The sequence below is a fragment of the Martinezella lusitana genome (genome assembly GCF_010668395.1).
GTDB classification, from domain to species: domain Bacteria; phylum Pseudomonadota; class Alphaproteobacteria; order Rhizobiales; family Rhizobiaceae; genus Rhizobium; species Rhizobium lusitanum_A.
Genome location: NZ_WUEY01000009.1, coordinates 18,882 through 41,372, shown reverse-complemented (window position 1 = coordinate 41,372; position 22,491 = coordinate 18,882). Strand labels below are relative to the sequence as shown.

Genomic DNA, 22,491 nt, shown 5'->3' with positions numbered 1-22,491 from the left:
ATAGGCATACGCCCTTCGACCTTCCTTGTCTACGACAAATTTAGTTCGCGATTATTTATCGCGATAAATAAATGGGAGAGCCCTGGCTACCGGCCAAGCCCGACGGCACGCCTTGTTGCTTCCGGTGACTTGTCGGCAACGCCTGCCGCGCCGACCGCGAATAGCGCGCAGATATTATTGCGCCGGCCTGTCGGCAAAATGCGCGATCGCGAACTCGGCGACCCTGCCGATCGCCTTCTGTGCGTCGTCCAGCCAGAACGGGAAGATCTGCCACTGATGGATCATCCCCGGCCAGATTTCCACGCTCACAGTCCCACCCGCCTGGCGAATCCTGTCTGCCAGGCGCGTGCTGTCATCGAGCAGCGTCTCACGCGAGCCCACCTGTATCAGCATCGGCGGAAAGCCGGAGAAATTGCCATAAAGCGGCGATATGTCGGGATCGGCGAGGGAACGGTCCCCAACGAATGCGCTGCTGATAAGGGCCAACTCGTTCTTGCCCATGAACGGATCGTTGCTGGCGTTGGTGGCCAACGATGCCCCCGTCGCAGTAAAGTCGGTGACCGGGCTCATGGCAACCACAGCCGCAGGAAGCGTTCCCCTGAGGCGCATCTGGTTCAGGACGACCTCGATTGCCAGGGTCGCCCCGACGGACTCGCCGACAATGACGATGTTGCTGGGCTTGTACCCGGACGACAGAAGCCAGCGATAACCTGCCACCGCATCGTCTCTTTGCGCGGGAAAGCCGTTTTCGGGTGTGAGACGATAGTCGATCAGCAGCACATCGGCCGATGTTGCCTTGGCGAGCGCGGCAGCGACATTGCGATGCGTTCTGAGCGAACCGCTATAGAAGCCGCCGCCATGCAGATAGAGGACCGCGCGCCGGCCGATCGGGTGATGTAACCGTGCGGGCCAGATCAGATTGCCATCCACGCCGTTGGCGTCGACCCGCCGGATCTGCACCCGCGTCGGATCCGGTGTCGAAGCCATCAATGTCTCAAAGCCCGCGCGCCGCTGTCCAAGGTCCGGACCAGACATGGCGCCGCTGTCGCGCAAGGTGCCGATCAGCTTCTCGACCTGCTGGATAGAAGCCTTCGTCTGCGGCGCTATTCCGGGCGTCTCGGCGGCGATAGCCCGAGGCATCTGCAAAAAGGCTGCGGCGATCGTAACGACCGCCGCGAGGGCAAAACAGGACATGCAGCGAAATGATCGGAACTCACTCATAAGAGACGCCTTTTCCGCGACCGAACACGATGTTGTGAGGCTACGGTCGCAGAAACCCGGTTCGTGTCAAGCGGGAGAAATGGCGGGATCGGCGGTTCTGGCGCCTGCCTATCGGCCTTCCATTGTGCTCGGATGAAAGCTCCCGCTGCTATCGGCGGATCAGCCGGCCCTACGATTTACAGCCAGCAGACGGGCCATGATTGCCTCTCTCGCCCTTCGCGAGCCAGAAAGACGCTGCCTCGTGGCCGCCAGCACCTCCGCACTTGCCTCGTCGGGCGTTCCCGAGTGGAACGGCGGCTCCGGTGCATATTCCAGTGAAAGCTGGATCTCTTCCGCCTGCCGCTGATCGCGCAGGGCCGCGACGATGGTCAGCCCGAAATCGATACCGGCGGTAACACCGCCCGCGGTAAAGAGATTGCCGTCCCGAACGACGCGGCCTGGCGTGGCGATCGCACCGAAATCGGCAAGAAAATCACGCGCGTTCCAATGGGTCGTCGCTCTTTTGCCTTCCAGCAAGCCGGCGGCGCCAAGGACAAGGGCGCCGGTGCAAACGGATGTCACGAAACGCGCGCCGGCAGCCTGCGCCCGGACAAATGACAGCACGACTTCGTCTTCGAGCAAGGCATTGACGCCGCTGCCGCCCGGCACGCAGACGACATCGAGCTGCGGGCATTCGGCAAAGGCGGTCGTCGCCTGCAACACCAGTTTTGTCGCCGAAATGATCGGCCCCTTATCCTTCCAGACCAGATGGACCTCGGCATCCTCCATCGATGCGAATATCTCATAGGGCGCGGTCAGATCGAGTTGCTGGACGCCGGGAAAGGCAAGCAGGCCGAAGCGGATGGTCATGATACGTCTCCAATGATTGACACCTGCGAGCTTATGCGACAACAATCTGGCATACTTGCCAAACCACCGTCATTTTGTGCCAATCATGCGCCGCATCGAAATTCTCGCCTTCGACAACGCACAGCTGCTCGATATCGCCGGCCCGCTGCAGGTCTTCACCAGCGCCAACGAGGCGGCATTCGAGGCTGGACGGGAAAAACCTTATGAAGCAATCGCTGTCGCCATGGGCGGGCGCACGAAGACCAGTTCCGGCCTTGCGCTCGTGACGACCCCGCTTGGCGATGCAGGCGGTCCGATTGACACATTGATCGTCGCGGGCGGTTGGGGTGTCAACAAGGCCTGCGAAGACGTGATCCTGCTTGAATGGATACGCAGACGATCGGCAAGTGCCCGGCGCACCGCCTCCGTCTGCAGCGGCGCCTTTCTTCTCGCCGAAGCCGGGCTTCTGGATGGGCGCCGCGCCGCAACCCATTGGAACCGCTGCGACGAATTCACCCGACGCTTCCCAAAGGTAAAGCTCGAGCCCGATCCCATCTTCGTTCGGGACGGATCGATCTGGAGTTCGGCCGGTGTGACGGCGGGCATCGATCTTTCGCTCGCCCTGGTGGAAGCGGATCTCGGGCGCAAGCTGGCGCTTGCGGTTGCGCGTGAGCTCGTCGTCTTTCTCAAGCGTCCCGGCGGCCAGGCGCAGTTCAGTTCGGCGCTGCGCCTGCAGCAGAACGACGAGCGCTTCGATCGCCTGCACGGCTGGATCACGGACAATTTGCGCGCCGACCTTTCCTTGCCGGCGCTCGCCGAACAGGCAAATATGAGTGCCCGCAGCTTTTCCCGCCACTATCTGAAGGCGACCGGCCGCACGCCGGCGCGAGCGGTGGAGGAAATCCGCATCGAGGCCGCCCGTCGTCTTCTGGAGGAAGGCCTGACGGTGCATCAGGCGCGCATGCGATGCGGTTTCAGCTCGGAAGAGACCATGCGGCGCAACTTCATGCGAAAATTCGGCACCACGCCGCAGGCGTTCCGCGATCATTTCGCCTAAAAAGATCAAGGCCGACACGACACGACCCACTCCCAGGCAAGCAGTGCCGTCCCCGCACAAATACCGCCTCAGCAACCTTCCGAAACCGGTTGAGTCGTCTTAGTTTGGCCAAATCGGATTCAAGACAAGGTTCTGCAGAATGGTAACGCACCGCTTCTCCCCCACCGTCTACCACAATGTCATCGGTTCGCTGCCGCCGGCCTTGCATATCGCCGACGGCGATACGGTTGTCACCGAAACGCTCGATGCCGCCGGCTACGACAAACACGACGTTCACCGTATCTCCGGCCCCAATCCGATGAACGGACCGATCTTCGTCGACGGCGCGGAGCCGGGCGATTCCCTCAAGGTCGAGATCCTTGCCATGCTGCCGACGCGCGATACGGGCTTCACCCGCAGCGTCGTCGCGAGCAATGTCGTCGATCCGCAGGACGTGCGCGCCTTGCCGGCAAGCCAAAAGGTCATCTGGCAGATCGACCGCGAAGCCCGGACGACGCGGCTCGCCGAACCCGTCGCGGGCCTCGAAACCCTGACCCTGCCGCTCTCGCCGATGATCGGCTGCTTCGGTGTCGCGCCCGCGCTCGGCCAGGCCATATCGACCGCCACCAGCGGCGAGTTCGGCGGCAACATGGACTATCGCCTGCTCGGGCCAGGCACGACCGTCTGGTTTCCGGTGGCGGCGCCCGGCGCGCTCTTCTTCCTGGGCGATTGCCATGCGGTGCAGGGGGACGGCGAGATCGTCGGCACCGGGATCGAAACCACCTTCGAGGTCACCGTTCGGCTAAGCGTGGAAAAGAAAAAGACGATCGTCTGGCCGCGCGGCGAGACGGCGGAGGATATTTTCACCATCGGCAATGCGCGGCCGCTCGACCAGGCCTTGCAGCACGCAACCAGCGAAATGCTGCGCTGGCTTGGCTCCGACTACGGCCTCGACAGGACCGCCGCCAGCCATCTGCTCGGCCAGGTCGTACGCTACGATGTCGGCAACGTCTTCGATCCCGCCTACACCATGGCCTGCCGCGTTTCGAAATCCTGGCTCAAGCGCCGCTAAATCCGAAACGAGCTCAGCTTGCATCCAGCGACTGGTCGCGCCGCTGGCGCGACACGTTGCTCTCCTGGCGCTCGCGCGCCATGCGGCTGACGGCCGCGCGCAATTGCGGATGCCGCGACATGAACAGGTTGAAATCGCGCCGGTCCAGCACGAAAAGCTGACAGAAATCGACGGCGACAACGTCGGCGGTGCGGCGCGCGCCCGTTAGCAGCGCCATCTCGCCGAAGAAGGAACCGGCGCCGAGAGGAATCTCCTCATCCTCGAGCTGGACCTCGACTGCACCGGAGGCGATGAAGAACATGCTGTCGCCGCGATCACCGGTACGAATGACGCGGTCGCCCGGCGAAGCAGACCGCGGCCGGAAAAGCAACAGAAGCTCCTCATGCGCATTGTCGTCGAGCTCGGCAAACATCGGGAAGGTTTCGATGAGTTGTTCGATCTCGAGGTGATGCTGGCGATCCCTTTCCTCGCGCTGCTTGTTGATGGTGGTCAACTGGCGGCGCAAGCTTTCCTGCTTGGCCATGCCGTATTTGTTTGCCAGAAACGGCCAGCGGGAAAACGCCCATTTTTCCAGCTTCTCGGTGGCGAAAAAGGCCAGCGGATTGAGCGTGATCGACAGGATCGCTCCAGCAAGGATGAGATCCTGCCCTTCCCGCGTCAGCAGTCCCAGCGACACGCCGAGCCCTGCGAGAATGAAGGAGAATTCGCCGATCTGCGCAAGTCCCGCCGCAACAGCAAAACCGATGCTGGCGGGATAACGCAGCAGCAACACGACACAAAAGGCGATCAGCGACTTGCCGAGCATGATGAGCGCAAGCACGCCGATAATCATCAGCGGTTCCCGGATCAGGACCGACGGATCGAAGAGCATGCCGACGGATACGAAAAACAGAACGGAAAACGCGTTCTGCAATGGCAGGGAGTCAGCCGCCGCCCTGTGGCTGAGATGCGATTCACTCATCACGAGGCCGGCAAAGAAGGCGCCGAGCGCGAAGGACACGCCGAATATCTCCGCCGCGCCAAAGGCGATGCCGAGCGCGATCGCCAGAACGGATAGCGTAAACAGTTCGCGCGAGCCGGTGCGTGCCACGGAGGTCAAAAGCCAGGGCACAACACGCGGGCCGATAAAGATCGCGACGGCCGCAAACGCCGCCACCTTGACGAGCGTCATGCCGATCGTCAGCCAGATGGAACCGGAAGCGGCATGGTCGCCGGCATCCCCGTGTCCGCCCAGGACACCGGCAAAAGCCGGCAGCAGGACAAGGGCGAGGACCATCGCCAGATCCTCGACGATCAGCCAGCCGACGGCGACGCGGCCATTGGTCGAACTGACAAGATTGCGCTCTTCCAGTGCCTTCAAGAGCACGACTGTACTGGCAACGGCAAGGCTTAGGCCGAAAACCACGCCCGCGCCGACGCTCCAGCCCCAAAGCGAGGTCAGGCCGACACCCAGCACGGTTGCAATCGCGATCTGCCCGATGGCGCCGGGGATCGCGACGCCGCGCACGGCGAGCAGGTCAGCAGCCGAGAAATGCAGGCCGACGCCGAACATCAGCAGGATGACGCCGATCTCGGCCAATTGCGACGCCAGCGAAACATCGGCGACGAAGCCCGGTGTGGACGAACCGATGATGACGCCTGCCACGAGATAGCCGACCAGCGGCGGCAGGTGCAGCCTGTCGGCCAGATAGCCGAAAACGGCCGCGAACACGAAGCCGGCGGCAATCAATGCGATCAATGCAACGTCGTGCGGCACGGCAGTCCTTCCCGTTTCACGGCGTTAAAGCCTGTTCCCTGTGTATAAGGCTACCTAGCACCGCTTTTGCCGGGCCGTCTACGGGGTCGAGTGAAACTGAAGGAAAACATCGCCTTGCCAAGGCAAGGCGATGCAAAAACAGAAGCTTACTGCTCCAGGACGATCTGTAGCTTGACGTCCGTGGGCCGCGCTTCGACGGCGCGGTCGAACGCCTTGATGGAATCCTCGAAGGCGAAGGTTTCGGAGATCAGCGGCTTGAGATCGACGCGGCCGGACGCGATCAGCGCGATGGAGCGCTCATACTGATGCGCATAACGGAAAACCGTCTCGATGCGGATTTCCTTGGTGGATGCGGTCGAAACATCGAAGCCGACCGGATTGACGGGCAGTCCGACGGCGACGATGACGCCGCCCGGGCGCGGCAGCGCCATCACGGTTTCCCAGGCCTTCGGCGAACCCGAGCATTCGAAGACCACATCCGCACCCCAGCCTTCCGTGAGCCTCTCGACTTCCTCAATCAGGTTCTTCTCGCGAATATTGACCGGAATGACGCCCTGATACTGGGCGGCGATATCAAGCTTCGGCTGCGCCAGATCGGCAACGATCGCCCGCGCGCACCCACCGGCGAGCGCTGCAACCGCCACCATGATGCCGATGGGACCGGCACCGAGCACGACTGCCGTATCGCCAGGCGTAATGCGCGCCTTGGTCGCGGCCTGCATGCCCACAGCAAAGGGCTCGACCATAGCCCCTTCCGCAAAGCTGACATTGTCCGGCAGCTTGAAGGTGTAGTTGGCCGGATGCACGACGAAGGGCGTCAGGACGCCATGGATCGGCGGCGTCGCCCAGAAAGTGACGGCGGGATCGACATTGTACATGCCAAGCCGGCTGGCCTTGGAATTCGCATCCGGAATACCCGGCTCCATGCAGACGCGATCCCCGACCTTCAGATGCGTTACGCCGGACCCGACTTCGACGACAATCCCGGCAGCCTCATGACCGAGCACCATCGGCTCGTTGACGACGAAGGGCCCGATCTTTCCATGCGTGTAGTAATGCACGTCAGATCCGCAGACGCCGACCGTATGGATCTTGATCTTCACCTCGCCCGGTCCGACATCCTGCGGCAGATCGATATCGCGGATCGCCAATTCATGCTGGCGCTCCAACACCAGGGCACGCATCTTGCTCATTGCCTTTTCCTCTTTTCAAAGCAAACCGGTAGTCCCACTGCAATGGGGACGAAATTCCAACCCGTTATACCGCCTGAACGAACACCACAAAACGATCTTCACGAAATCCTTTCAAAATTATCGGGGATGCGATTGCGACCAAAAAGCCACTCGCACCAATAAATATTAGTAAATTCTTATTATAAGGCTCGCTATTGCCGATATTGACTGGAGTTCCATTTCTTGCCTTTCTAGGGGCCGAGGACAAGGAGGGGCTTATTATGGCAGTATATGACTGGACCGGTCAGCGCGTCCGCCGAATGAAGATGGTGCGCACGGCAAGCGTCGCAATGCTTCTGATCATGCTCATGGCGATACCCGTGATATTGCTGCACTATAATCTTATTCAATACCCGCGCTGAACGCATGTGAAAGCAATAGGTTATGCCGCCTTCCTCGCACTTTGCTTTGGCTTGCGCGAGACATTGTCGCCGACCTTGCTGTCAAGCGGCAGGCAATCCAGTACGGCGAGAAGCGCGATGATCCCGAGCAGCACGAAGGCGAGACGGAATTCCACGGCGACGATGCCACTCGCCCCCAATGGCGCGCTGATCGCCTGGCCGATACGGATACCGATGGCGCCGACAGCGATGCCCATGCCCATGGTCAGCTGAAAGACAGTGCTGAACAGCGTGTTGGCGCCCGTCATTTGCTGGGGCGGGATATCGGCAAAGGCAATCGTATTCAGCGCGGTAAAATGCATCGAGCGGCACATGCCGCCGATGAACAGCACCGGTATGATGAACCACAAGGACGTGTCGGGAGAAAACAAGGCGCAGGCGGCAATGAAGACGGCATTGAGAAGGCCGTTGACGATCAGCACCGGCTTGAAACCAAACCGACGAAGGATCGGCGTCGTTGCCGGCTTCATCGCCAGATTGCCGGCAAAAACCGCCAGGGTCAGCATACCGGCATGAAAGGCGCTGAGCCCGAACCCGACCTGGAACATCAGCGGCAGCAGGAAGGGCACGGCCCCGATGGCGATGCGGAACAGCGATCCGCCCGAGATGGTGATCGCGAAGCTCGAAAGCTTAAGCCCCGAGAGATCGATCAACGGATGCTCCGTGCGAAGGAAATGGAACACGGCGACGGCAAGCAGGATGATGCCGACAATCACATAGGCCCATGCCTCGAGCCAGACAGGATCGGGCCGCCCGATCAGTTCCAGCCCATACATCAGGCCGGCCAGACCAATGCCGCTGACGATGAAACCGATCCAATCGAAGGGCGGACGCGCCGTGCTCTTGGTTTCAGGAATGAGCATGAGCGCGAAGACGAATGCCAGAATTCCGAGCGGCAGGTTGAGGAAGAAGATCCAGCGCCAGCTTGCATGATCGGTAATGAAGCCGCCGAGCGGCGGTCCCAGGATCGGCGCCACCAACGCGGGCCAGGTGATCGTCGCGATCGCCGAGATCAGCTTGTCCTTGGGCGTGTTGTTCAAGACGACCAATCTGCCCACAGGCACCATCATCGCCCCGCCGATGCCCTGCAGGATGCGCATCGCCACGAACGAACCGACTCCATCGGCAAAGCCGCAAAGGACGGATGCAAGCGTAAAGACGACGACTGCCGTCGTGAATACCAGACGCGCACCGAAACGATCGCTGATCCAGCCACTGATTGGAATGAAGACGCCAAGGGTCAGGAGATAGGCGCTCATCCCGATATTAAGATCGACCGGTCGGGCACCGAAGGAAACGGCCATTTGCGGCAGCGCAGTCGCAATCACCGTGCCGTCCAGGTTTTCCATGAAGAAGGCACCGGCCACCAGCAATGCAATCAACAGCGAGCGAGAGCCGGCCTCCTGCGCCTCTTCCCCCTGCCCACGCGTGGACATGTCATTCATCGATAAGCTACTCCGAATCCGCCTCGCATCCCCGCCGTATTTAAACGGTTCGGCAACGTTTACGATAGACCGAAATCGTCCCATCAATCGATTAAGCGATCACGTTTCGCTTAGCGGAATGTGTGCAATTTGATGATACGGCTGCCCCCGCAACGTCTCAGCACGGAAAGGGCAGGTCTGCGCGTTCATGTGGGCGAACAGGCGAGCCCATCCCGTGCCTGTAGGCATCCGTGCGCAAGACATGCTAGGGTTTTGCCGGAATATGCCGCAAAATGGACGACAGGATCGACATTTGAACACTATGGAACAGCCTCGAGCAAGCCGAGACACCCGCGTGAAGTTTCCCCCCGCCGCACATAGGCCGACGTTTGTCCTTGAAACGGCGCATCAATAAGGAACGAGAGTCCCGCATAATGAAACATGGCCAGGACGCAATGACCTCTCCGGCTACTCCGGGGTCGAAACTGATCGCAACGCAGTCGCCCTTCGATGCCTTTGTGCGAAAATACGGTACGATCCCGCGGCGCGGTGTGTTCGGCTATTTCGTCCATGAGCTCGGCCGTCGGATCGTCCGGGCCGACTACCCCGTCGGCACGACATTGCCCAACGAGCCGGATCTGGTCGAACAATTCGGCATCAGTCGCACAGTCATCCGCGAAGCGATGAAATGCCTTGCCGGCAAGGGACTGATCGAGATCAAGACCCGCGTTGGCACGCGCGTCAAGGAACGCTCCAACTGGCACCATCTCGATACGGATGTCATGGTCTGGTACTACGAGACAGGACCTTCGGTCGAAATCATGCGTTCGATCAAGGACTTGCGGCTGGCTCTGGAGCCGGAAGCGACGGCGCGTGCAGCCTTGCGCCGTACCGAGAGCGACGTTGCCGCCATCAATTCGGCTTATGAGGAAATGGCCTCCACCATCGGCGACATCAACAGCAATGCCGATGCCGACCTGCGCTTCCATACCGCGATCTTCGCTGCCACGCACAACATGATCTATTCGCAGTTGATCGACCTGATCGCCGTCGGAATCTACGCCAATCGCACGCTGTCCGGCCATGAAGACATCGCGGAGGGTCAAAAACGCTCCCTGCCGCTTCACAAGGCTATTCTGGACGCCATCGTCGCCCAGGATGCGAAGGCCGCAACGAAGGCTTCGCGAAACCTGCTGGATGAATGGCTCGCCCGTGACTACGGTTTCTGACAGATCGCGTCAAATATGATTCTATGGCCCCGCTTTCGTGATGAACACGGCAGCGTGCTGAAGCGGTGGGCCTGCCACGCCATGTCCTTTGTTTTTCTGCAATTCCAGACGGAAAACCGCTATCAACTTTTCCTGGAATTGCTCTAGTGGGTCATCGCATCCTGCGCATCCGCCTTGGGCACGGATGATCCACGCCCGGCGTCATGCGCAACCGGGATGAGCCAGATGGTCGCAAAGGCTGTCACCGCGACGACGACGACGCCCCAGAAGCTCCAGTGCAGCGCCGCATCGAAGACGCCTCTGATCGCCGGATCGCCGACGAGATCGGAAAGGCCGGTCGGCTGGTTGAGAATATCGTGAAGCCTGGTTGCCAGATCACCGCTGCCGTAGTGCGCTATGCCGACATTCATGATCGCGCCGAGTGCCGTCGCGCCAAGGGTGTTGCCGAGGCTGCGCGAGAATATGATCGACGCCGTCGCACTGCCGCGCATGGACCACTCGACGCTTTCCTGCACGAGCACGACGCTGGTGAGACTGATGAGCCCCATGCCGAAGCCCATCAGGAACGAGCCGATACCGGCGATCACCGGGCTGCTATCCGGCGTCAGGAACAGGAGGAAGACTGCACCGAAGGGGAACATGAGACTACCGGCGCGCAGGGTTCTGCGGATACCAAAGGCGCGAAAGAAGCGGCTCGAGAGCATCACGGCGAGCGGCCAGCCGACGATCAGCATCGTCAGGGTGAAGCCGGCTTCGAGCGGAGACCGTCCGAGCACGCCCTGGACGTAGATCGGCAGTACCGTGGTCAGCCCGATCAGCGCCATGCCGGCGAGAAGCGTGGCCGCATTGCTGGTCGCAATGAGCCGCCGGCTCCAGAGCGCAATCGAGATGATTGGCTCCGGTGCCCGTCGCTCCTGCAAGAGAAACAGGATGCCGGTGACGACAAAGACGATTGCGAGCGGACAGAGAACCGCAAAGCCCGCATCTGTTTCCGTCAGCATGACAAGCAGCGAAACGATCGAGATCGAAAACAGGATCGTGCCCAGATAGTCGATCTTCGCCTCGCGCGGCGTGACGGACTCGTGCAGGAAGAAGATGAAACCGGCGATGGAGAGCACGCCGACCGGCAGGTTGATCCAGAAAATCCAGGCCCATGACAGATTGTCGACGATGATGCCGCCGGCAAGCGGGCCAATGACCGCGGATATGGCCCAGACGCTAGCAAGCGCACCCTGCACCTTGGCTCGCTCTTCGAGCCTGTAGAGGTCGCCGACCACGGTCATCGTCACGGGCTGAATGGCGCCGGCGCCGAGGCCCTGCAGCAGCCTGAAGACGATCAGGGAGGCCATCGACCAGGCAAAGCCCGCAAGTGTCGAGCCCACCAGAAAGATGAGGATGCCGCAGATGAGCATGGGCTTGCGGCCGAAGATATCGGAAAGTTTGCCATAGATGACCGTCGTGGTGGACTGCGCAAGCAGAAAGGCGGAAAAGACCCAGCTGTAATAGGTGAAGCCGCCGAGCTGGCCGACGATGCGCGGCATGGCGGTTGCAACGATGGTCGCTTCCACGGCGACCATGAAGGTCGCCAGCATGATCGAGACGATGACCAACGGGCGTCTCGAACGATCGACCTTGCTGGACATGGCATTCCTTTCTGACTGCTGCACCCGATATCGAAGACGCATTGGCCGGCAAAACGGCCGTGGTCGAGCGATTGGCTGATGGGATGAAAGTCTGGGGCGAGACGACTGGAGGACGGCGCCTGCGGAATCGTTATGATAAGCTTTGCATATTGATGCAGCGCGATGTCAACTGTTTAAAGGACAGCCATACCGTCCCGATCGCCCGGAGACGGGTGCAATATCGGGATCCGCGGTTTCGCACCGAAGCAAGCGGCACCTACTCTCAAACTCATTGACGAAACTGCACGCTTGGCGAATCAGCTCTTCACGGAATCTCTGAACCGCTCGCTCTTTCGCTTTGACGCAATTCCGGGCGGAAAACCGCTGCGCACTTTTCCTAAAATTGCGTCCCTAAAGAAGTGCTGTGACCACCGTGGCAAGTATCGTGCTGGCCATGAGGACGTTGACGATCCGCTCCGCGGCTGGCTTCAGATTGGCCCTACCGAGCGCCACGCCTGCCCACAGCCAGGCGATATCGACGAGGATCATGACGAGAACACAAACCATCCATTTGATCGAGATGTCGGCGACACTATTGAACCGAACGATTGAATAGGACGCCATCAAGGATGCGAAGGCGATATACGCCTTGGGGTTGGTGATGCCCAAAAGCGTTCCACCGAGCGCCGTTGTGGCAAAACCCGATCCAGACCCTGTAGCGCCCACGCCAACCGGAGCAAAGGCGATCTTGTACGAGAGATAAAGAAGATAAGCCGTTGCGACCAAAGCCATTGTGTGCGTGGCGCCCGGAATGGCGGCGATGATCGAAAACAGCCCGACGGCGCTCAGCCCGGCAGCTATTGCCAAGCCAATCTGCAGGCCGCCGTAGAAGCGCAAACCCTGAAGAAATCCACGTTCCTTGCCGACCGCGACTAGCGCCGCAATGCCCGGTCCCGGCGATCCGAGCAGGACGACGGCGGCCAGAGAAAACAGGGTCAAATTCAACAGATCGATAGCCATCGGTCAAATCCACATAAAGAATTCTTTATGTCTTTATATGACTCACTTTCAATCACATCAAGCGAGAAATGTGAATTCGGCACTACGATGTCCTTGGCCTGCATCGTGTCGATTGCGGCCTGCGATCAGATCGTATCCGAGAACCGGGTCGACAATCGCTCCCTTCATGGTCCCGGGATCACGGAAGACATATTGCCAGCTCCCCGTTGCCTTGTCCCAAAATGGCTTCACGAGAGGATTTACCATCTCGAACTCCTGACGATTGCGAGGGAAGCGGAAGCGCGGCCGGTCCCTGATAATTGCCGTATTCACCCTGGGGCGTAAATTGGCATGGGTCGCGGCGGCGGGCAGCACAATAAGCCATATTTCGCTGAGACAACCGAGGTTGCCACACGGTGCTTATTCACAAACTTGCGGCGAATCTCCACCAACGACAGCTGCTCGCTCTTAAACGAGCAGGCTGTGCATGGATAAAGTCAACCGAACTTTGGAACCGGCGTCAGCATAGAAGGTTATTGCACTGACGAAACTCAAGGGAGGAACGTCATGTCAAGCTCGATGTCATATGCTGCTCGTGCTGTTCTGCTGATGGGTATTACCGTTGCGGTCGCCTATCCTGCTTCGGCAATCTCACGCGTCAGTGCGGGTAGTCGAACCTGCGCAGCACTGCGACAGACGATCAACAATCAGGGAGCAGTCATTGTAACGCACCCCGGATCGCGGCAATCCGGTACGCTCTATGACCGTTATGTGCAGGATAGCAATTACTGCGACGCCGGTGACGTTGCGACCGATGACTGGGTGCCGGCGAAAGACGGAAGCTGTCGCCTTTACAATTGCCAGACCTATGAGCCGCCCTTTGACAACTGAGGTGCGATCGACGGTGGCAAATTTTGAACGCAGGAGACGTCTACTCAGTTCATCATCGTTCCCAAGGTTAAAGAGACTGTCTTGATTAACGTTGCAAAGTGGTGATGAAGGCCGCAACAATGCCGCGAATTCAGTGGTGCAGTAACATTTGGCCGATCCATCTTTCATCGCCTTCTGTCCAGCAATTCAACGCCAACTCTCCACGATCCCTCCCGACGGTCCTAGGATGGGATCGGCAACTGGCACGGGCAATGAGGAGATTGTCGCCAGCATGGCGCTGGTGGGATCGGCCGTCTGAATGTCGGCATACTGCCCCTCCGGATAAGCCCCCACGACCTCGAAATTCGTGGAGCAACCAAGGCTTCGGTGCCCCGTTCCAACGGGGAGAACCAGACAGTCTCCCCTTGAGACCTCTATCGGCTGTCCATGTGAGCCACCGATCAATAGAGTAGCGCTGCCGCGTTCAATACCCAATACCTCGTGGGCTCCAGAATGATAATGCTGGTAGTTAAAGACGCCGTTTTTCCAGATGCCAGTCCATCCGTTTGTAGCGAACAAAGTTTCGAAATCTGCAGATGAATGGCCGGGCGGCAAAGCTCCCCTGTAAATCAAAACGGGAAACCGCTGGTTGTTTGGTACCCAGCCACTCGGCTCAAACACCATTTTCTCGATGTTCATCCAGCGCTTCTCTCCATCAGGTGGCCAGGCGTCTTGAACCGATTGAGATTCTATCTGTCATTTGGATGCCGGCTCGTCACTTTCGTCATTGATCGACGGAAGGAAAGTTTGGACGTCCCGCTTCTCACGATCGGACAAGCATGCAATTTGCTCTTTCCAGAACTTGGCAGCCTCCGGAGGATCGCCCTCCCAATTGCGCGATGAGCCAAGGTTGTCATCGATTACGGCAATGCGGCGGCCGCCGAGACGCCGGTATTCTTCTGCAAGCTTTTTCGATGCGTTTCCCATTTTGATCCCTCATTTCCGTTGTGGGCTGCGTGAGATAAACTTTGTGCAGCGTGACTAGTTCCCTGGCCGGCATATGGAGGAATAAGGTGGTTGCGCTTGCTGGCTGGTGGCAGTGAGCCGGGAATCAGCACAAGGTAACGGAAAAACAGGCCGATACAGAGGAGACGAAAGCGCCTCAGACCGAACTCTCTGAGCTTTTCAGGGCAATCTTCGTCAATACCTGGGGTTGGTGACCGACCTGGAGCCAGATGAAGACGAGTGCTTGGGAGAACGGGGGACGGGCAGCGGTCGCTTGAACAGGCGATCAATCGACCGACGAAGTCGATGAAACGGGCGGCTTGAGAAGCCGCGTCTCTTTGCATCAAGCGCGGTCAAATGTGAAGGATGTCAGCAGTGTCGTGACAAAATTGCTCGCCTTTTCTTTATAACAAGTACTTCTGTCCATTCGTCGGGTCCCCGCAACCGCAGGTCCGTATGGATACCGTCGACGGCCTCCTCCTCGATGCGCTCTGGTCCATGAATGCCTGCTGCCCACCCGTGTGATGCATGTCTCGAATGACCATCCGCAGGATCTCCTGAATCGCAATGTGCCAGGCAGTATTGATAACCTGTAGCTCACCCGTATTTTCTACTATGGAGACTCCTGTCGGGACGGAGTGGCATATGCCGTTCCGGAAGGGCTCTGGCCGCTCATGTGGCAATGCCGCATCGACCAACCTTGAGTATTCAATCGCTCATCTACGTGCAGCCGGTCCTGGAACCTGAGCCTGTCTCGCCTTACGATTGGCATATTGTCGATCGCGTTCAGCCTTTCATGCCGCTTCGTCCTCGATGACGCTGTGATACGGCTTTTCTCAAGTGCTTCGGTGGCGGCTCGGACCTCGTCAGCCACGGCGTGCAGCTGCTCGGCTGCTTCGGTTACCCGGCGCTCCGATTCCACAAGCTTCACGCGTTCCCCCTGCCTTGCCAAATTGATTGGCTCGGCTGCGGTCTTTGCAGTGCGATAGGCATTCAGGAGAGCAGTCTTTGCATCCGCTGATGCCGAGCGGCGATCGGAGAGCTCATTGTTTCTGGTGTTCTTCAAATGCCTGTCCCTGGATCGTATTGTGAGAACGAGCTTTCAGGCCGTTTTCGCTCGCTTGGTGAGCAGAGAGGCAGTCACGGCTGCTCGATCCTGCAATTCCTTTGCCAACCGTGCTTCGCGAAGCCGCAGGGTCTTTTCCTCGCGGGAGCGAACGATGGAATCGAGCTCATCGACCGCGCTGTTGCGGGCGAAGAACTGCGACTGGGCATGGCTGAAGGCAATCTCAGCCTGCTGGCGGGATTTGCTATATGTTTGTGACATGATTTTCCCGAATGATGGGCCGCGAGATACCGCGGCAGTAAAAAAGGCCAGGCAACTTGCCTGACCTCGGTTGGTATCGTGCTCTCGACAGTGCCAGTACATCCGTGGTCAACGGAAAGCAGATACCAGGGTGACTTACGCAGCCTGCAGATTGCAAGCCGACATTTTGCCCGACTTGATGTCACGCTCCAGCTCATAGCCGATCTTCTGGCCATCAACCAGTTCACGCATGCCTGCGCGCTCGACGGCCGAGATATGGACGAACGCGTCAGCGCCGCCATTGTCAGGCTGGATGAAGCCGAAGCCCTTGGTGGAATTGAACCATTTAACTGTGCCGGTGGTCATGATGAACCCTTTCCTAGCAATAGAAGAACCACAGCACTCATGCGCCGCGGATGGTGATAGCGATTTTTGAAGGGAAGGTTCGTTCAGGGCGCGGTGCCAAATGCGCGGTAACCAAAGCTCAGCAAGCAAATATCGATAACCGATGTATAGGCTGACCTCTTCAGTATGTCAACTTTTAGTTTTTAAAAACGACAACTATCAACATTAGGTTGTATCATTGAGCTTTACATCTGGACATAATCTCCTCTGACCAACCCATCTCGAAAATCAAAATAGCCGCATCGTCCTGAACTTCCCCAGACCCTGACGCCTGGAGATGTCCGGCAAAATGCAGACAGTGGAAACACCGGTGTTGTCACGGTAATCCCTCTGCCTGAGAAAGCCCAGGGGTCTTAGGTTTTCAGGCGATGCGAGCCGCAGCTTTCCAAGCATCGGAAGCCTCGAGCCTATGGTAGCGAATTGTTTGTGCGGTTCGGCGGCATGAGGGAGCTGAAAAGGAGCTGCGGATGACCGAGCGCGTGGCGACGAACCGTTGCACATTTCCGAAAGATCGATGACCCTGCATGGTCCGCTCGCGTTTCGAAACGACAGATGGCTGTTCTCGGCGCGATTGTTGAGACCCTTATGCGACCAACGAGCCGGCCCGGCGCCTCGCGCCCATTTTGTATGGATTTCCCCAAAACGGGGCCATGCTGATCGACCGCGCGCCAGAACCAGAATTTTCTGCCAGTGCATTTCACGGCGACCTCGCCCAGATACCAAACGCCGTCGGCGCATGCTGCGCACGGTCTCGGGCTCAAGCGCATGATCGCCCATTAGCGGACTGTGTCTTATAGGAGGGGCAGGTCTACGCCACGGCCGCCGTCTGAGTTCGGGGTCATTTGCGGACTTGCCACCAATGGTCATGTGAAATAAGCGCCGCAACCCGGCCGCGGCCTCAGTCACGCCCGGCCGCCAACGCTGCTGCTGGAAAATGGGTCCGGACATAACCATGTAGCACAAACGCTCACGGACGCCGGAAAGTAAGGGTGACACTGTTCGGATCGAGAGGGGAATCGAGGGGGAAGATTCAGTTGGAATCCAAAACTACTATGCCAGCATATTCCACGGGTTCACCAGCGCCACTCCCATGCCCTCGAAATCTTTGACGTTTCGTGTGACCAATGTCATACGCCGGGTTATCGCTACCGCCGCGATATAGGCGTCATTGATCGGCTTGGGATTGGGTACATGCCATTTCGCCGCCTGAACGGCTGCCGCCCCGTCTAGCGGCAGGATACGGCGGAAAAATGTCCCGATGACCGTATTTTCCAGCCAGTTGCGTAGTATCTTCCCGGCGATGGAGTCATTGTACTCCATCAGCCGAACGCCAATCTCCAGCTCGTGCAGAACCACGGACGAAATGAAGGTTTCGGCTGGATCGATGGTTTCGTTCCAGATCGCGACATTGGGATCAGCTTTGCCGCTCGCGACTTTGCGCAGCTCAGACACGACATTGGTATCAAGTAATAGCATCAGGACAGGTCAACCGGCTTGGCATGCTCAGTACGCGGCGGGAGAGGCAAGTCAACGTCTTCTGCTCCCGGCACGGCCAGCATATCACCGAGCGTCCGCATCTTACCGGTAAGCCGCTTGTACTCATCAAATGACAAGAGGACATGCGCCGGCCGTCCCCTGTCAGTAATGATGACAGGGCCGTCCTTGGCGGCGCGTTTTGCGCGGCCTAGATCGTTATTAAGTTCACGGCCTGAAAGCGTTGTGACAGTCATGGCAGCCTCCAACACGTGGCTCCGATATTTGTGGTTACGTAACCACATTTAGTTCACGGAAGCTGGAATTACAAGAGAATAGTCACGGCCACCGATCGTGCCGGCGCGGATGTTGTCACGGGAATCCCTTCCCTTGGGCTTCCGATCACAGCGTAAGTCGGAACACCATGGCTAGCCATCCTCGAATGCCGTTTGGGTGGGTGGGGCATGCTGCGCGGTCGGGCTGACGCTCGAAAGCCGGAATGTTCCGCCAACCAACCCCAAGACCTCCAGCATCGCGGCCCCAAGCGTTATGGCCGCATTGAGGGCGCGCGTATCACCTATATGTGCCGCCTCTTGAAACAGCTCGCTGATAGCGCGCGTGAGTTTCAACGCCGCTACGCCGCCACTGAACGATTCATCAACGTTGGGCGACACCTCAAGTCGACGTCGCTCGTTGTAACGGTCGGCGGAACGTGGTGTCAGGCGGCCTTCGCCGTTCCACTGCGCTCGATCCTGACGGTCCCGTAGGTCACTATGTCCGACGCGAGGCCAAGGATGCGCTCTCGATCTTCCATCAACATATCCCTCACCCGTACCCACTGGCCCTCGTGGATCTCCGCCACCTCCGCTTCCATCCTCTCAGGCAGTGGCCCGGCGCCCAAGTCCTTCACGGTGCCCATAAACACTAGGACTTACCCAGCCCGTAACTCCCGCCCATTCTCCTTGCGACCATACAGCGCCATCGTCGTTCACGCGCTCAACTTGGCACGCCGCATTTCCTGTAAGGGCTTCCGCCAGTTCTGCGAATTCAGCGAAATTCGGCTTCTGGATGTGATCCAGAAACCCGCGATCCCAGGATCGACGCGATCGGAATCCGCCAGCTCCTCGAACTTGGGATGGAACAGCCTTCGGAGTTCGAAAACCGCCGGGAAGCTATCGTCGATGACGCCGAGCGGCGCACCCGTCTCCGCTGGTCTGCTCCAGCCGAAATAGAGCGAGATTCGACGATCCGACATCGCTGCTTCCTTTCACGAATGCCTCAATAGCCGCTCCATTCCAAACGTATGTCGAAATAATCTCTCTCCGCGAAAATACTGTCCGGGGGACGCGTATCTATTAGCTCGCGCGTTCAACTGTAGAGCGACGGGCCGTATCCGCAAATGGCAAAGCGCAGGCGTTACGCCGATGCTGGCGACCTCGGCTGCGAGCGCCACGCGTGCTTGCAATGGGTCAGATGCCATTGCCGAGCGGACACCTCGGTTCCCTTTGTCGTTCGATACGCTGGAACGAACAGATCGATCTCGTCTCTCTTCGGCTCCCACCGCGCGATTACCGTTGTGCCGTCGCCAAATTCGACAAGGCATTCCGGGGCCTTATCCGAGATTTCCTCGACGACCACGCGGCCGCCACGAAATGCGTGGCTATGAGGAAAAACGAACCGCATCTTTCAACTCCGCACCGGCGACACTCGTAACGGTCGGAGACGCGCGAGCCCGGCTTGCTCGCGCCGACATGCGATCAACCAAGGAAACGGGGCCAGCGTGGCATAGGTTCCTTAGCCTCATGGCTGCGTGGTCGTAGTTTTGACCTCATGTGGCTATCAGGATGCTTGCGCGTTGGCCGCATCTTCATATCCTGCTCCTGTCGTTGCGACGGGCCCGAGAGGCCGATTTCACCGAAATTCGTTGAATGTTATTATTTCTCATGAGAAGTATCGATTTAGTACGACATTTCGTAGATCGGTATTGAAATTCATGGAACAGGGGCAGAGGAAGCCTTTTTCAGAGAGCGTACCAGCTTTTCATGGACGGCCGCTGCCGGAAGCGGCCGTTCCGGTCGGCTATGCTGCCCTGATTGACGCCTTCGGTCTAGCGGCGCCGATCCCGATCCGCCTTGCCGCCATCGGCCCACGCCACAAGGTCTATGAAGCCGACGATTGGAAGCTCTATACACCGCGACACCGACCAGATGCCAGCCTGATTGGCCATCTCACCTTCGCCCTGCGCTACGAAGGGCTCGACCTCGCCGTCCTGAAAACCCTGTTTCAGGCGACCGGACCGGAGCCGATCGCCGGGATTGTCCGCGCGGCCCCCACCAGCATCTACACCCGCCGCATCTGGTTCCTCTACGAATGGCTGCTCGCTGCCCGGCTTGATCTGCCCGATGCGACAAACGGCGCCTATGCTCTGGTCGTCGATCCCGATCAGCAATGGGCCGCCGAGGGAACGACATCCTCGCGCCATCGGGTGAAGAACAATCTGCCCGGAACGCCCGCGTTCTGCCCGCTCATTTTCCGCACGCCGCTGCTGGAGCAGCTCGTCGCCCGCGATCTTGGCGCCGAAGCGCGCCGGATTGTCGCGGACGTGCCTGCCGATCTGTTGGCCCGAACCGCGGCCTTCCTGCTTCTCAAGGACTCACGATCGAGCTTTCAGATCGAAGGCGAAGACCCGCCCCGGGATCGAATCCAGCGCTGGGGGCAGGTCATCGGCCAAGCCGGCCGCTATCCGATCGATCGCGCTGAACTGGAACGTCTGCAACGGATCGTCATCGGCGACGCTCGTTTCGTCCATCTCGGATTGCGCGATCAGGGCGGGTTCGTTGGCGAGCATGACCGGCTCGACGGTTCACCCATTCCCGACCACATCAGCGCGCGCCACGAGGATTTGCCCGCGCTGGTTGATGGCCTGACCGCGTTCGACCGTCAGGCCGCGCCGAACCTCGACGTCATTCTAGCCGCCGCCGCCCTCGCATTCGGCTTCGTCTATATCCACCCGTTCGAAGATGGGAATGGTCGTCTCCACCGCTATCTCATCCATCACGTTCTGGCGGAGCGCGAGTTCAATCCGCCGGGACTGGTTTTTCCCATATCGGCCGTGATCCTCGACCGGATCGACGACTACCGGCGTGTTCTGGAAAGCTATTCGCGGCGCATACTGCCGCTTGTCCGCTGGCGCGCGACCAATCAGGGCAATGTCGAGGTCCTGAACGAGACCGCCGACTTCTATCGCTATTTCGACGCCACGCCCCATGCCGAGTTTCTGTTCGAATGCGTTGCACGCACAATCGACATAGACCTGCCTGCCGAAACCGCGTTCCTCAAAAGCTATGATAGCTTCAAGGCGCAGGTGAAAGACATGATCGAAATGCCGGATCGGGTGCTGGATCTCCTCTACCGTTTCCTTCGGCAGAACGGCGGCAGGCTGTCGAAGCGGGCTCGCGAAAAGGAATTTGCGGGCTTTACCGATGATGAGGCCATGCGGATCGAAGCGATTTACGCGAACCTCTGATCTGCTTTCACCGCAGTAGCGCTTCACGAGTGAGGGCGCGTAATCACCCGCATCGAACGCCACTCACTCATGTATGAGCAAAATTATGGAGCTTGCTCATGTCTATATGAGCAATTGGCGGCTGCTTGTGGGGAAAGCCTTCTCCTGCGGCCGAGCCACGGTCTCGGTCGACCCCTTCTCTCATGTCCATTTGTCAAGGCTCGAGGTATGACAAAGCACTCCGCAGCTCGGACGGACGTAAAAATAATATAGATTGCTGTGCAGGGTTGGAGGCGGAGCTCGAAACGACGGTGGATCAGTCACTCATGCGCGGGTTGGCTACCGCAGGACCACGGTGTTCGCCTCGGAGCTTCCTCTGCCAACGGACGGGCGTCGGTAAAACCGGCCTGAAGAAGCGGGCCGCGAATTCTCCTAACAGGCCCCGCCCACAATGCTGCACAGCAATCGGGATGGTCGACGCATCATGCTGCGGCGGGCGAAGCAGGGCCGATCGCTTGACCAATCGCCCAGATGAAGCCAACCAGCTATCATGCAATAGCCGTTATGCAGTCGCAACTGCGCCTTTCAGGCGATCTTCACGATGGAGAGGTCAAGCCCCTCCTGACGACGCTGCATCTCCTCGCTGACGCGCGGAGAACGACAATAAGTCCATGCGCTCTCGACTAGCAGCCGACGGACTCGGGCATTTCCGGCCTTGGTGATGCCACGACGCCGGATCTTCGGACAGCTGGAATGCTCGCAGGTACGAGCCCGAGATACGCCATGAGCCGGCGGACGTGTCGAAGCGACCAAGGTCGCCGATCTCCGCGACGATCGTAGCTGCGGTGATCTGAGCAACGCCGCGCATCGCCTGGAGCGCGATGACCAGGAGGAGCCAATGTCCATGCTGGAAACGCAGCCTCGATCTGCTTTACGAGCCGGTCATGACGGGCATCGGCCTCCTGGATCGTGATGAATATACTCCTGCATATCAACATGCTGGGCGGGATGCTCAAGCTGGATCGTAGCCAACCAGCGCCAATAGGCCACAGTCCAGGCGCTCCTTCCACCGTAGCGATAGCCTTGGCGTGCAAGAAGCTGGACAGG

Annotated in this window: 21 protein-coding genes and 5 pseudogenes; 6 read left to right on the top strand and 20 right to left on the bottom strand. The window is 59.2% G+C overall.

The genetic code is table 11. The annotated features are described in order from the left end of the window. Positions 1-174 precede the first annotated feature (174 nt). Both GR212_RS19850 and GR212_RS19845 read right to left on the bottom strand, forming a co-directional pair. Complete coding sequence (locus tag GR212_RS19850; RefSeq protein WP_432444382.1) at positions 175-1,194, bottom strand: alpha/beta hydrolase; 1,020 nt, start codon at positions 1,192-1,194, stop codon at positions 175-177. A gap of 186 nt (positions 1,195-1,380) precedes the next feature. Next, on the bottom strand, positions 1,381-2,070 hold the full coding sequence (locus GR212_RS19845; RefSeq protein WP_163988576.1) for a DJ-1/PfpI family protein: 690 nt from the start codon (positions 2,068-2,070) through the stop codon (positions 1,381-1,383). Between the two features lie 85 nt (positions 2,071-2,155). On the opposite strand from GR212_RS19845, the gene GR212_RS19840 reads away from it, so the two are divergent. Both GR212_RS19840 and GR212_RS19835 read left to right on the top strand, forming a co-directional pair. Next, complete coding sequence (locus tag GR212_RS19840; RefSeq protein WP_163988574.1) at positions 2,156-3,106, top strand: GlxA family transcriptional regulator; 951 nt, start codon at positions 2,156-2,158, stop codon at positions 3,104-3,106. A gap of 139 nt (positions 3,107-3,245) precedes the next feature. Continuing rightward, positions 3,246-4,157, top strand: a complete 912-nt coding sequence (locus GR212_RS19835; RefSeq protein WP_163988573.1) for an acetamidase/formamidase family protein — start codon at positions 3,246-3,248, stop codon at positions 4,155-4,157. A gap of 13 nt (positions 4,158-4,170) precedes the next feature. Here GR212_RS19835 and GR212_RS19830 read toward each other — a convergent pair whose 3' ends face one another. Together GR212_RS19830 and GR212_RS19825 are read right to left on the bottom strand one after the other, a co-directional pair. Next, positions 4,171-5,913 (bottom strand): cation:proton antiporter, encoded by a 1,743-nt coding sequence (locus tag GR212_RS19830; RefSeq protein ID WP_163988570.1) that lies wholly within the window; start codon positions 5,911-5,913, stop codon positions 4,171-4,173. A gap of 146 nt (positions 5,914-6,059) precedes the next feature. Continuing rightward, entirely contained in the window at positions 6,060-7,106 is a 1,047-nt protein-coding gene (locus GR212_RS19825) for an NAD(P)-dependent alcohol dehydrogenase (RefSeq protein ID WP_163988568.1), read from the bottom strand. Between the two features lie 260 nt (positions 7,107-7,366). On the opposite strand from GR212_RS19825, the gene GR212_RS19820 reads away from it, so the two are divergent. Continuing rightward, entirely contained in the window at positions 7,367-7,507 is a 141-nt protein-coding gene (locus GR212_RS19820) for a hypothetical protein (protein WP_163988567.1), read from the top strand. A gap of 20 nt (positions 7,508-7,527) precedes the next feature. Here the strand turns inward: GR212_RS19820 and GR212_RS19815 are convergent, their stop codons facing one another. Beyond that, positions 7,528-8,991 carry a DHA2 family efflux MFS transporter permease subunit gene (locus GR212_RS19815; RefSeq protein WP_204326668.1) on the bottom strand — a complete coding sequence of 488 codons (1,464 nt, stop codon included), beginning with the start codon at positions 8,989-8,991 and terminating at the stop codon, positions 7,528-7,530. A 413-nt stretch (positions 8,992-9,404) separates the two neighbouring features. Here GR212_RS19815 and GR212_RS19810 point away from each other — a divergent pair, with 413 nt between their 5' ends. Next, positions 9,405-10,199 (top strand): FadR/GntR family transcriptional regulator, encoded by a 795-nt coding sequence (locus GR212_RS19810; RefSeq protein WP_163988565.1) that lies wholly within the window; start codon positions 9,405-9,407, stop codon positions 10,197-10,199. Positions 10,200-10,342: 143 nt separating this feature from the next. Here GR212_RS19810 and GR212_RS19805 read toward each other — a convergent pair whose 3' ends face one another. After that, a complete protein-coding gene (locus tag GR212_RS19805) occupies positions 10,343-11,842 on the bottom strand; it encodes an MDR family MFS transporter (RefSeq protein WP_163988563.1) in 1,500 nt (499 codons plus the stop codon). 390 nt (positions 11,843-12,232) lie between these two features. Then, on the bottom strand, positions 12,233-12,841 hold the full coding sequence (locus GR212_RS19800) for a LysE family translocator (RefSeq protein ID WP_163988561.1): 609 nt from the start codon (positions 12,839-12,841) through the stop codon (positions 12,233-12,235). 546 nt (positions 12,842-13,387) lie between these two features. On the opposite strand from GR212_RS19800, the gene GR212_RS19795 reads away from it, so the two are divergent. Then, positions 13,388-13,711: a hypothetical protein gene (locus GR212_RS19795; protein ID WP_246725825.1), complete on the top strand. Its 324-nt coding sequence runs from the start codon at positions 13,388-13,390 to the stop codon at positions 13,709-13,711. A gap of 186 nt (positions 13,712-13,897) precedes the next feature. Here GR212_RS19795 and GR212_RS19790 read toward each other — a convergent pair whose 3' ends face one another. The 11 genes and pseudogenes from GR212_RS19790 to GR212_RS19755 form a co-directional block, all read right to left on the bottom strand. Continuing rightward, positions 13,898-14,389, bottom strand: coding sequence for a cupin (locus GR212_RS19790; RefSeq protein ID WP_163988559.1), 492 nt, complete (start codon positions 14,387-14,389; stop codon positions 13,898-13,900). 57 nt (positions 14,390-14,446) lie between these two features. Beyond that, positions 14,447-14,677 (bottom strand): hypothetical protein, encoded by a 231-nt coding sequence (locus GR212_RS19785; RefSeq protein ID WP_163988557.1) that lies wholly within the window; start codon positions 14,675-14,677, stop codon positions 14,447-14,449. 361 nt (positions 14,678-15,038) lie between these two features. After that, positions 15,039-15,312 (bottom strand): annotated as a pseudogene (locus GR212_RS37140) (hypothetical protein). A gap of 177 nt (positions 15,313-15,489) precedes the next feature. Further along, positions 15,490-15,761, bottom strand: a pseudogene (locus GR212_RS37135) (DUF6481 family protein). A gap of 36 nt (positions 15,762-15,797) precedes the next feature. Continuing rightward, positions 15,798-16,022 (bottom strand): hypothetical protein, encoded by a 225-nt coding sequence (locus GR212_RS19775; RefSeq protein WP_163988555.1) that lies wholly within the window; start codon positions 16,020-16,022, stop codon positions 15,798-15,800. Between the two features lie 135 nt (positions 16,023-16,157). After that, complete coding sequence (locus GR212_RS19770; protein WP_163988553.1) at positions 16,158-16,367, bottom strand: cold-shock protein; 210 nt, start codon at positions 16,365-16,367, stop codon at positions 16,158-16,160. 400 nt (positions 16,368-16,767) lie between these two features. Further along, positions 16,768-17,020 (bottom strand): annotated as a pseudogene (locus tag GR212_RS37750) (DDE-type integrase/transposase/recombinase); the annotation flags it as partial. 27 nt (positions 17,021-17,047) lie between these two features. Continuing rightward, a pseudogene (locus GR212_RS37745) lies at positions 17,048-17,131 on the bottom strand (IS6 family transposase); the annotation flags it as partial. Between the two features lie 325 nt (positions 17,132-17,456). Beyond that, positions 17,457-17,882: a type II toxin-antitoxin system VapC family toxin gene (locus GR212_RS19765; RefSeq protein ID WP_163988551.1), complete on the bottom strand. Its 426-nt coding sequence runs from the start codon at positions 17,880-17,882 to the stop codon at positions 17,457-17,459. Continuing rightward, positions 17,882-18,136: a type II toxin-antitoxin system Phd/YefM family antitoxin gene (locus GR212_RS19760; protein WP_163988550.1), complete on the bottom strand. Its 255-nt coding sequence runs from the start codon at positions 18,134-18,136 to the stop codon at positions 17,882-17,884. Before GR212_RS19760 ends, GR212_RS19765 begins: the two co-directional genes overlap by 1 nt. A 731-nt stretch (positions 18,137-18,867) precedes the next feature. Beyond that, positions 18,868-19,134: a hypothetical protein gene (locus tag GR212_RS19755; protein ID WP_163988548.1), complete on the bottom strand. Its 267-nt coding sequence runs from the start codon at positions 19,132-19,134 to the stop codon at positions 18,868-18,870. Between the two features lie 738 nt (positions 19,135-19,872). Between GR212_RS19755 and GR212_RS19750 the strand changes: the two genes are divergently transcribed. Further along, positions 19,873-21,405, top strand: a complete 1,533-nt coding sequence (locus GR212_RS19750; RefSeq protein ID WP_163988546.1) for a Fic family protein — start codon at positions 19,873-19,875, stop codon at positions 21,403-21,405. A 564-nt stretch (positions 21,406-21,969) separates the two neighbouring features. Here the strand turns inward: GR212_RS19750 and GR212_RS37740 are convergent. Together GR212_RS37740 and GR212_RS37735 are read right to left on the bottom strand one after the other, a co-directional pair. Further along, positions 21,970-22,197 (bottom strand): transposase, encoded by a 228-nt coding sequence (locus tag GR212_RS37740; RefSeq protein ID WP_432444386.1) that lies wholly within the window; start codon positions 22,195-22,197, stop codon positions 21,970-21,972. After that, positions 22,190-22,252: pseudogene (locus tag GR212_RS37735) on the bottom strand (hypothetical protein); the annotation flags it as partial. The pseudogene GR212_RS37735 and the gene GR212_RS37740, both read right to left, overlap by 8 nt. Positions 22,253-22,491 lie beyond the last annotated feature (239 nt).

What these genes read in the sequence shown, in the direction of transcription:
- GR212_RS19850 (WP_432444382.1), bottom strand. Translation starts at nt 1,194, where the DNA reads ATGTCCTGTTTTGCCCTCGCGGCGGTCGTTACGATCGCCGCAGCCTTT.
- GR212_RS19845 (WP_163988576.1), bottom strand. Translation starts at nt 2,070, where the DNA reads ATGACCATCCGCTTCGGCCTGCTTGCCTTTCCCGGCGTCCAGCAACTC.
- GR212_RS19840 (WP_163988574.1), top strand. Translation starts at nt 2,156, where the DNA reads ATGCGCCGCATCGAAATTCTCGCCTTCGACAACGCACAGCTGCTCGAT.
- GR212_RS19835 (WP_163988573.1), top strand. Translation starts at nt 3,246, where the DNA reads ATGGTAACGCACCGCTTCTCCCCCACCGTCTACCACAATGTCATCGGT.
- GR212_RS19825 (WP_163988568.1), bottom strand. Translation starts at nt 7,106, where the DNA reads ATGAGCAAGATGCGTGCCCTGGTGTTGGAGCGCCAGCATGAATTGGCG.
- GR212_RS19820 (WP_163988567.1), top strand. Translation starts at nt 7,367, where the DNA reads ATGGCAGTATATGACTGGACCGGTCAGCGCGTCCGCCGAATGAAGATG.
- GR212_RS19815 (WP_204326668.1), bottom strand. Translation starts at nt 8,991, where the DNA reads ATGAATGACATGTCCACGCGTGGGCAGGGGGAAGAGGCGCAGGAGGCC.
- GR212_RS19810 (WP_163988565.1), top strand. Translation starts at nt 9,405, where the DNA reads ATGAAACATGGCCAGGACGCAATGACCTCTCCGGCTACTCCGGGGTCG.
- GR212_RS19805 (WP_163988563.1), bottom strand. Translation starts at nt 11,842, where the DNA reads ATGTCCAGCAAGGTCGATCGTTCGAGACGCCCGTTGGTCATCGTCTCG.
- GR212_RS19800 (WP_163988561.1), bottom strand. Translation starts at nt 12,841, where the DNA reads ATGGCTATCGATCTGTTGAATTTGACCCTGTTTTCTCTGGCCGCCGTC.
- GR212_RS19795 (WP_246725825.1), top strand. Translation starts at nt 13,388, where the DNA reads ATGTCAAGCTCGATGTCATATGCTGCTCGTGCTGTTCTGCTGATGGGT.
- GR212_RS19790 (WP_163988559.1), bottom strand. Translation starts at nt 14,389, where the DNA reads ATGAACATCGAGAAAATGGTGTTTGAGCCGAGTGGCTGGGTACCAAAC.
- GR212_RS19785 (WP_163988557.1), bottom strand. Translation starts at nt 14,677, where the DNA reads ATGGGAAACGCATCGAAAAAGCTTGCAGAAGAATACCGGCGTCTCGGC.
- GR212_RS19775 (WP_163988555.1), bottom strand. Translation starts at nt 16,022, where the DNA reads ATGTCACAAACATATAGCAAATCCCGCCAGCAGGCTGAGATTGCCTTC.
- GR212_RS19770 (WP_163988553.1), bottom strand. Translation starts at nt 16,367, where the DNA reads ATGACCACCGGCACAGTTAAATGGTTCAATTCCACCAAGGGCTTCGGC.
- GR212_RS19765 (WP_163988551.1), bottom strand. Translation starts at nt 17,882, where the DNA reads ATGCTATTACTTGATACCAATGTCGTGTCTGAGCTGCGCAAAGTCGCG.
- GR212_RS19760 (WP_163988550.1), bottom strand. Translation starts at nt 18,136, where the DNA reads ATGACTGTCACAACGCTTTCAGGCCGTGAACTTAATAACGATCTAGGC.
- GR212_RS19755 (WP_163988548.1), bottom strand. Translation starts at nt 19,134, where the DNA reads ATGTCGGATCGTCGAATCTCGCTCTATTTCGGCTGGAGCAGACCAGCG.
- GR212_RS19750 (WP_163988546.1), top strand. Translation starts at nt 19,873, where the DNA reads ATGGAACAGGGGCAGAGGAAGCCTTTTTCAGAGAGCGTACCAGCTTTT.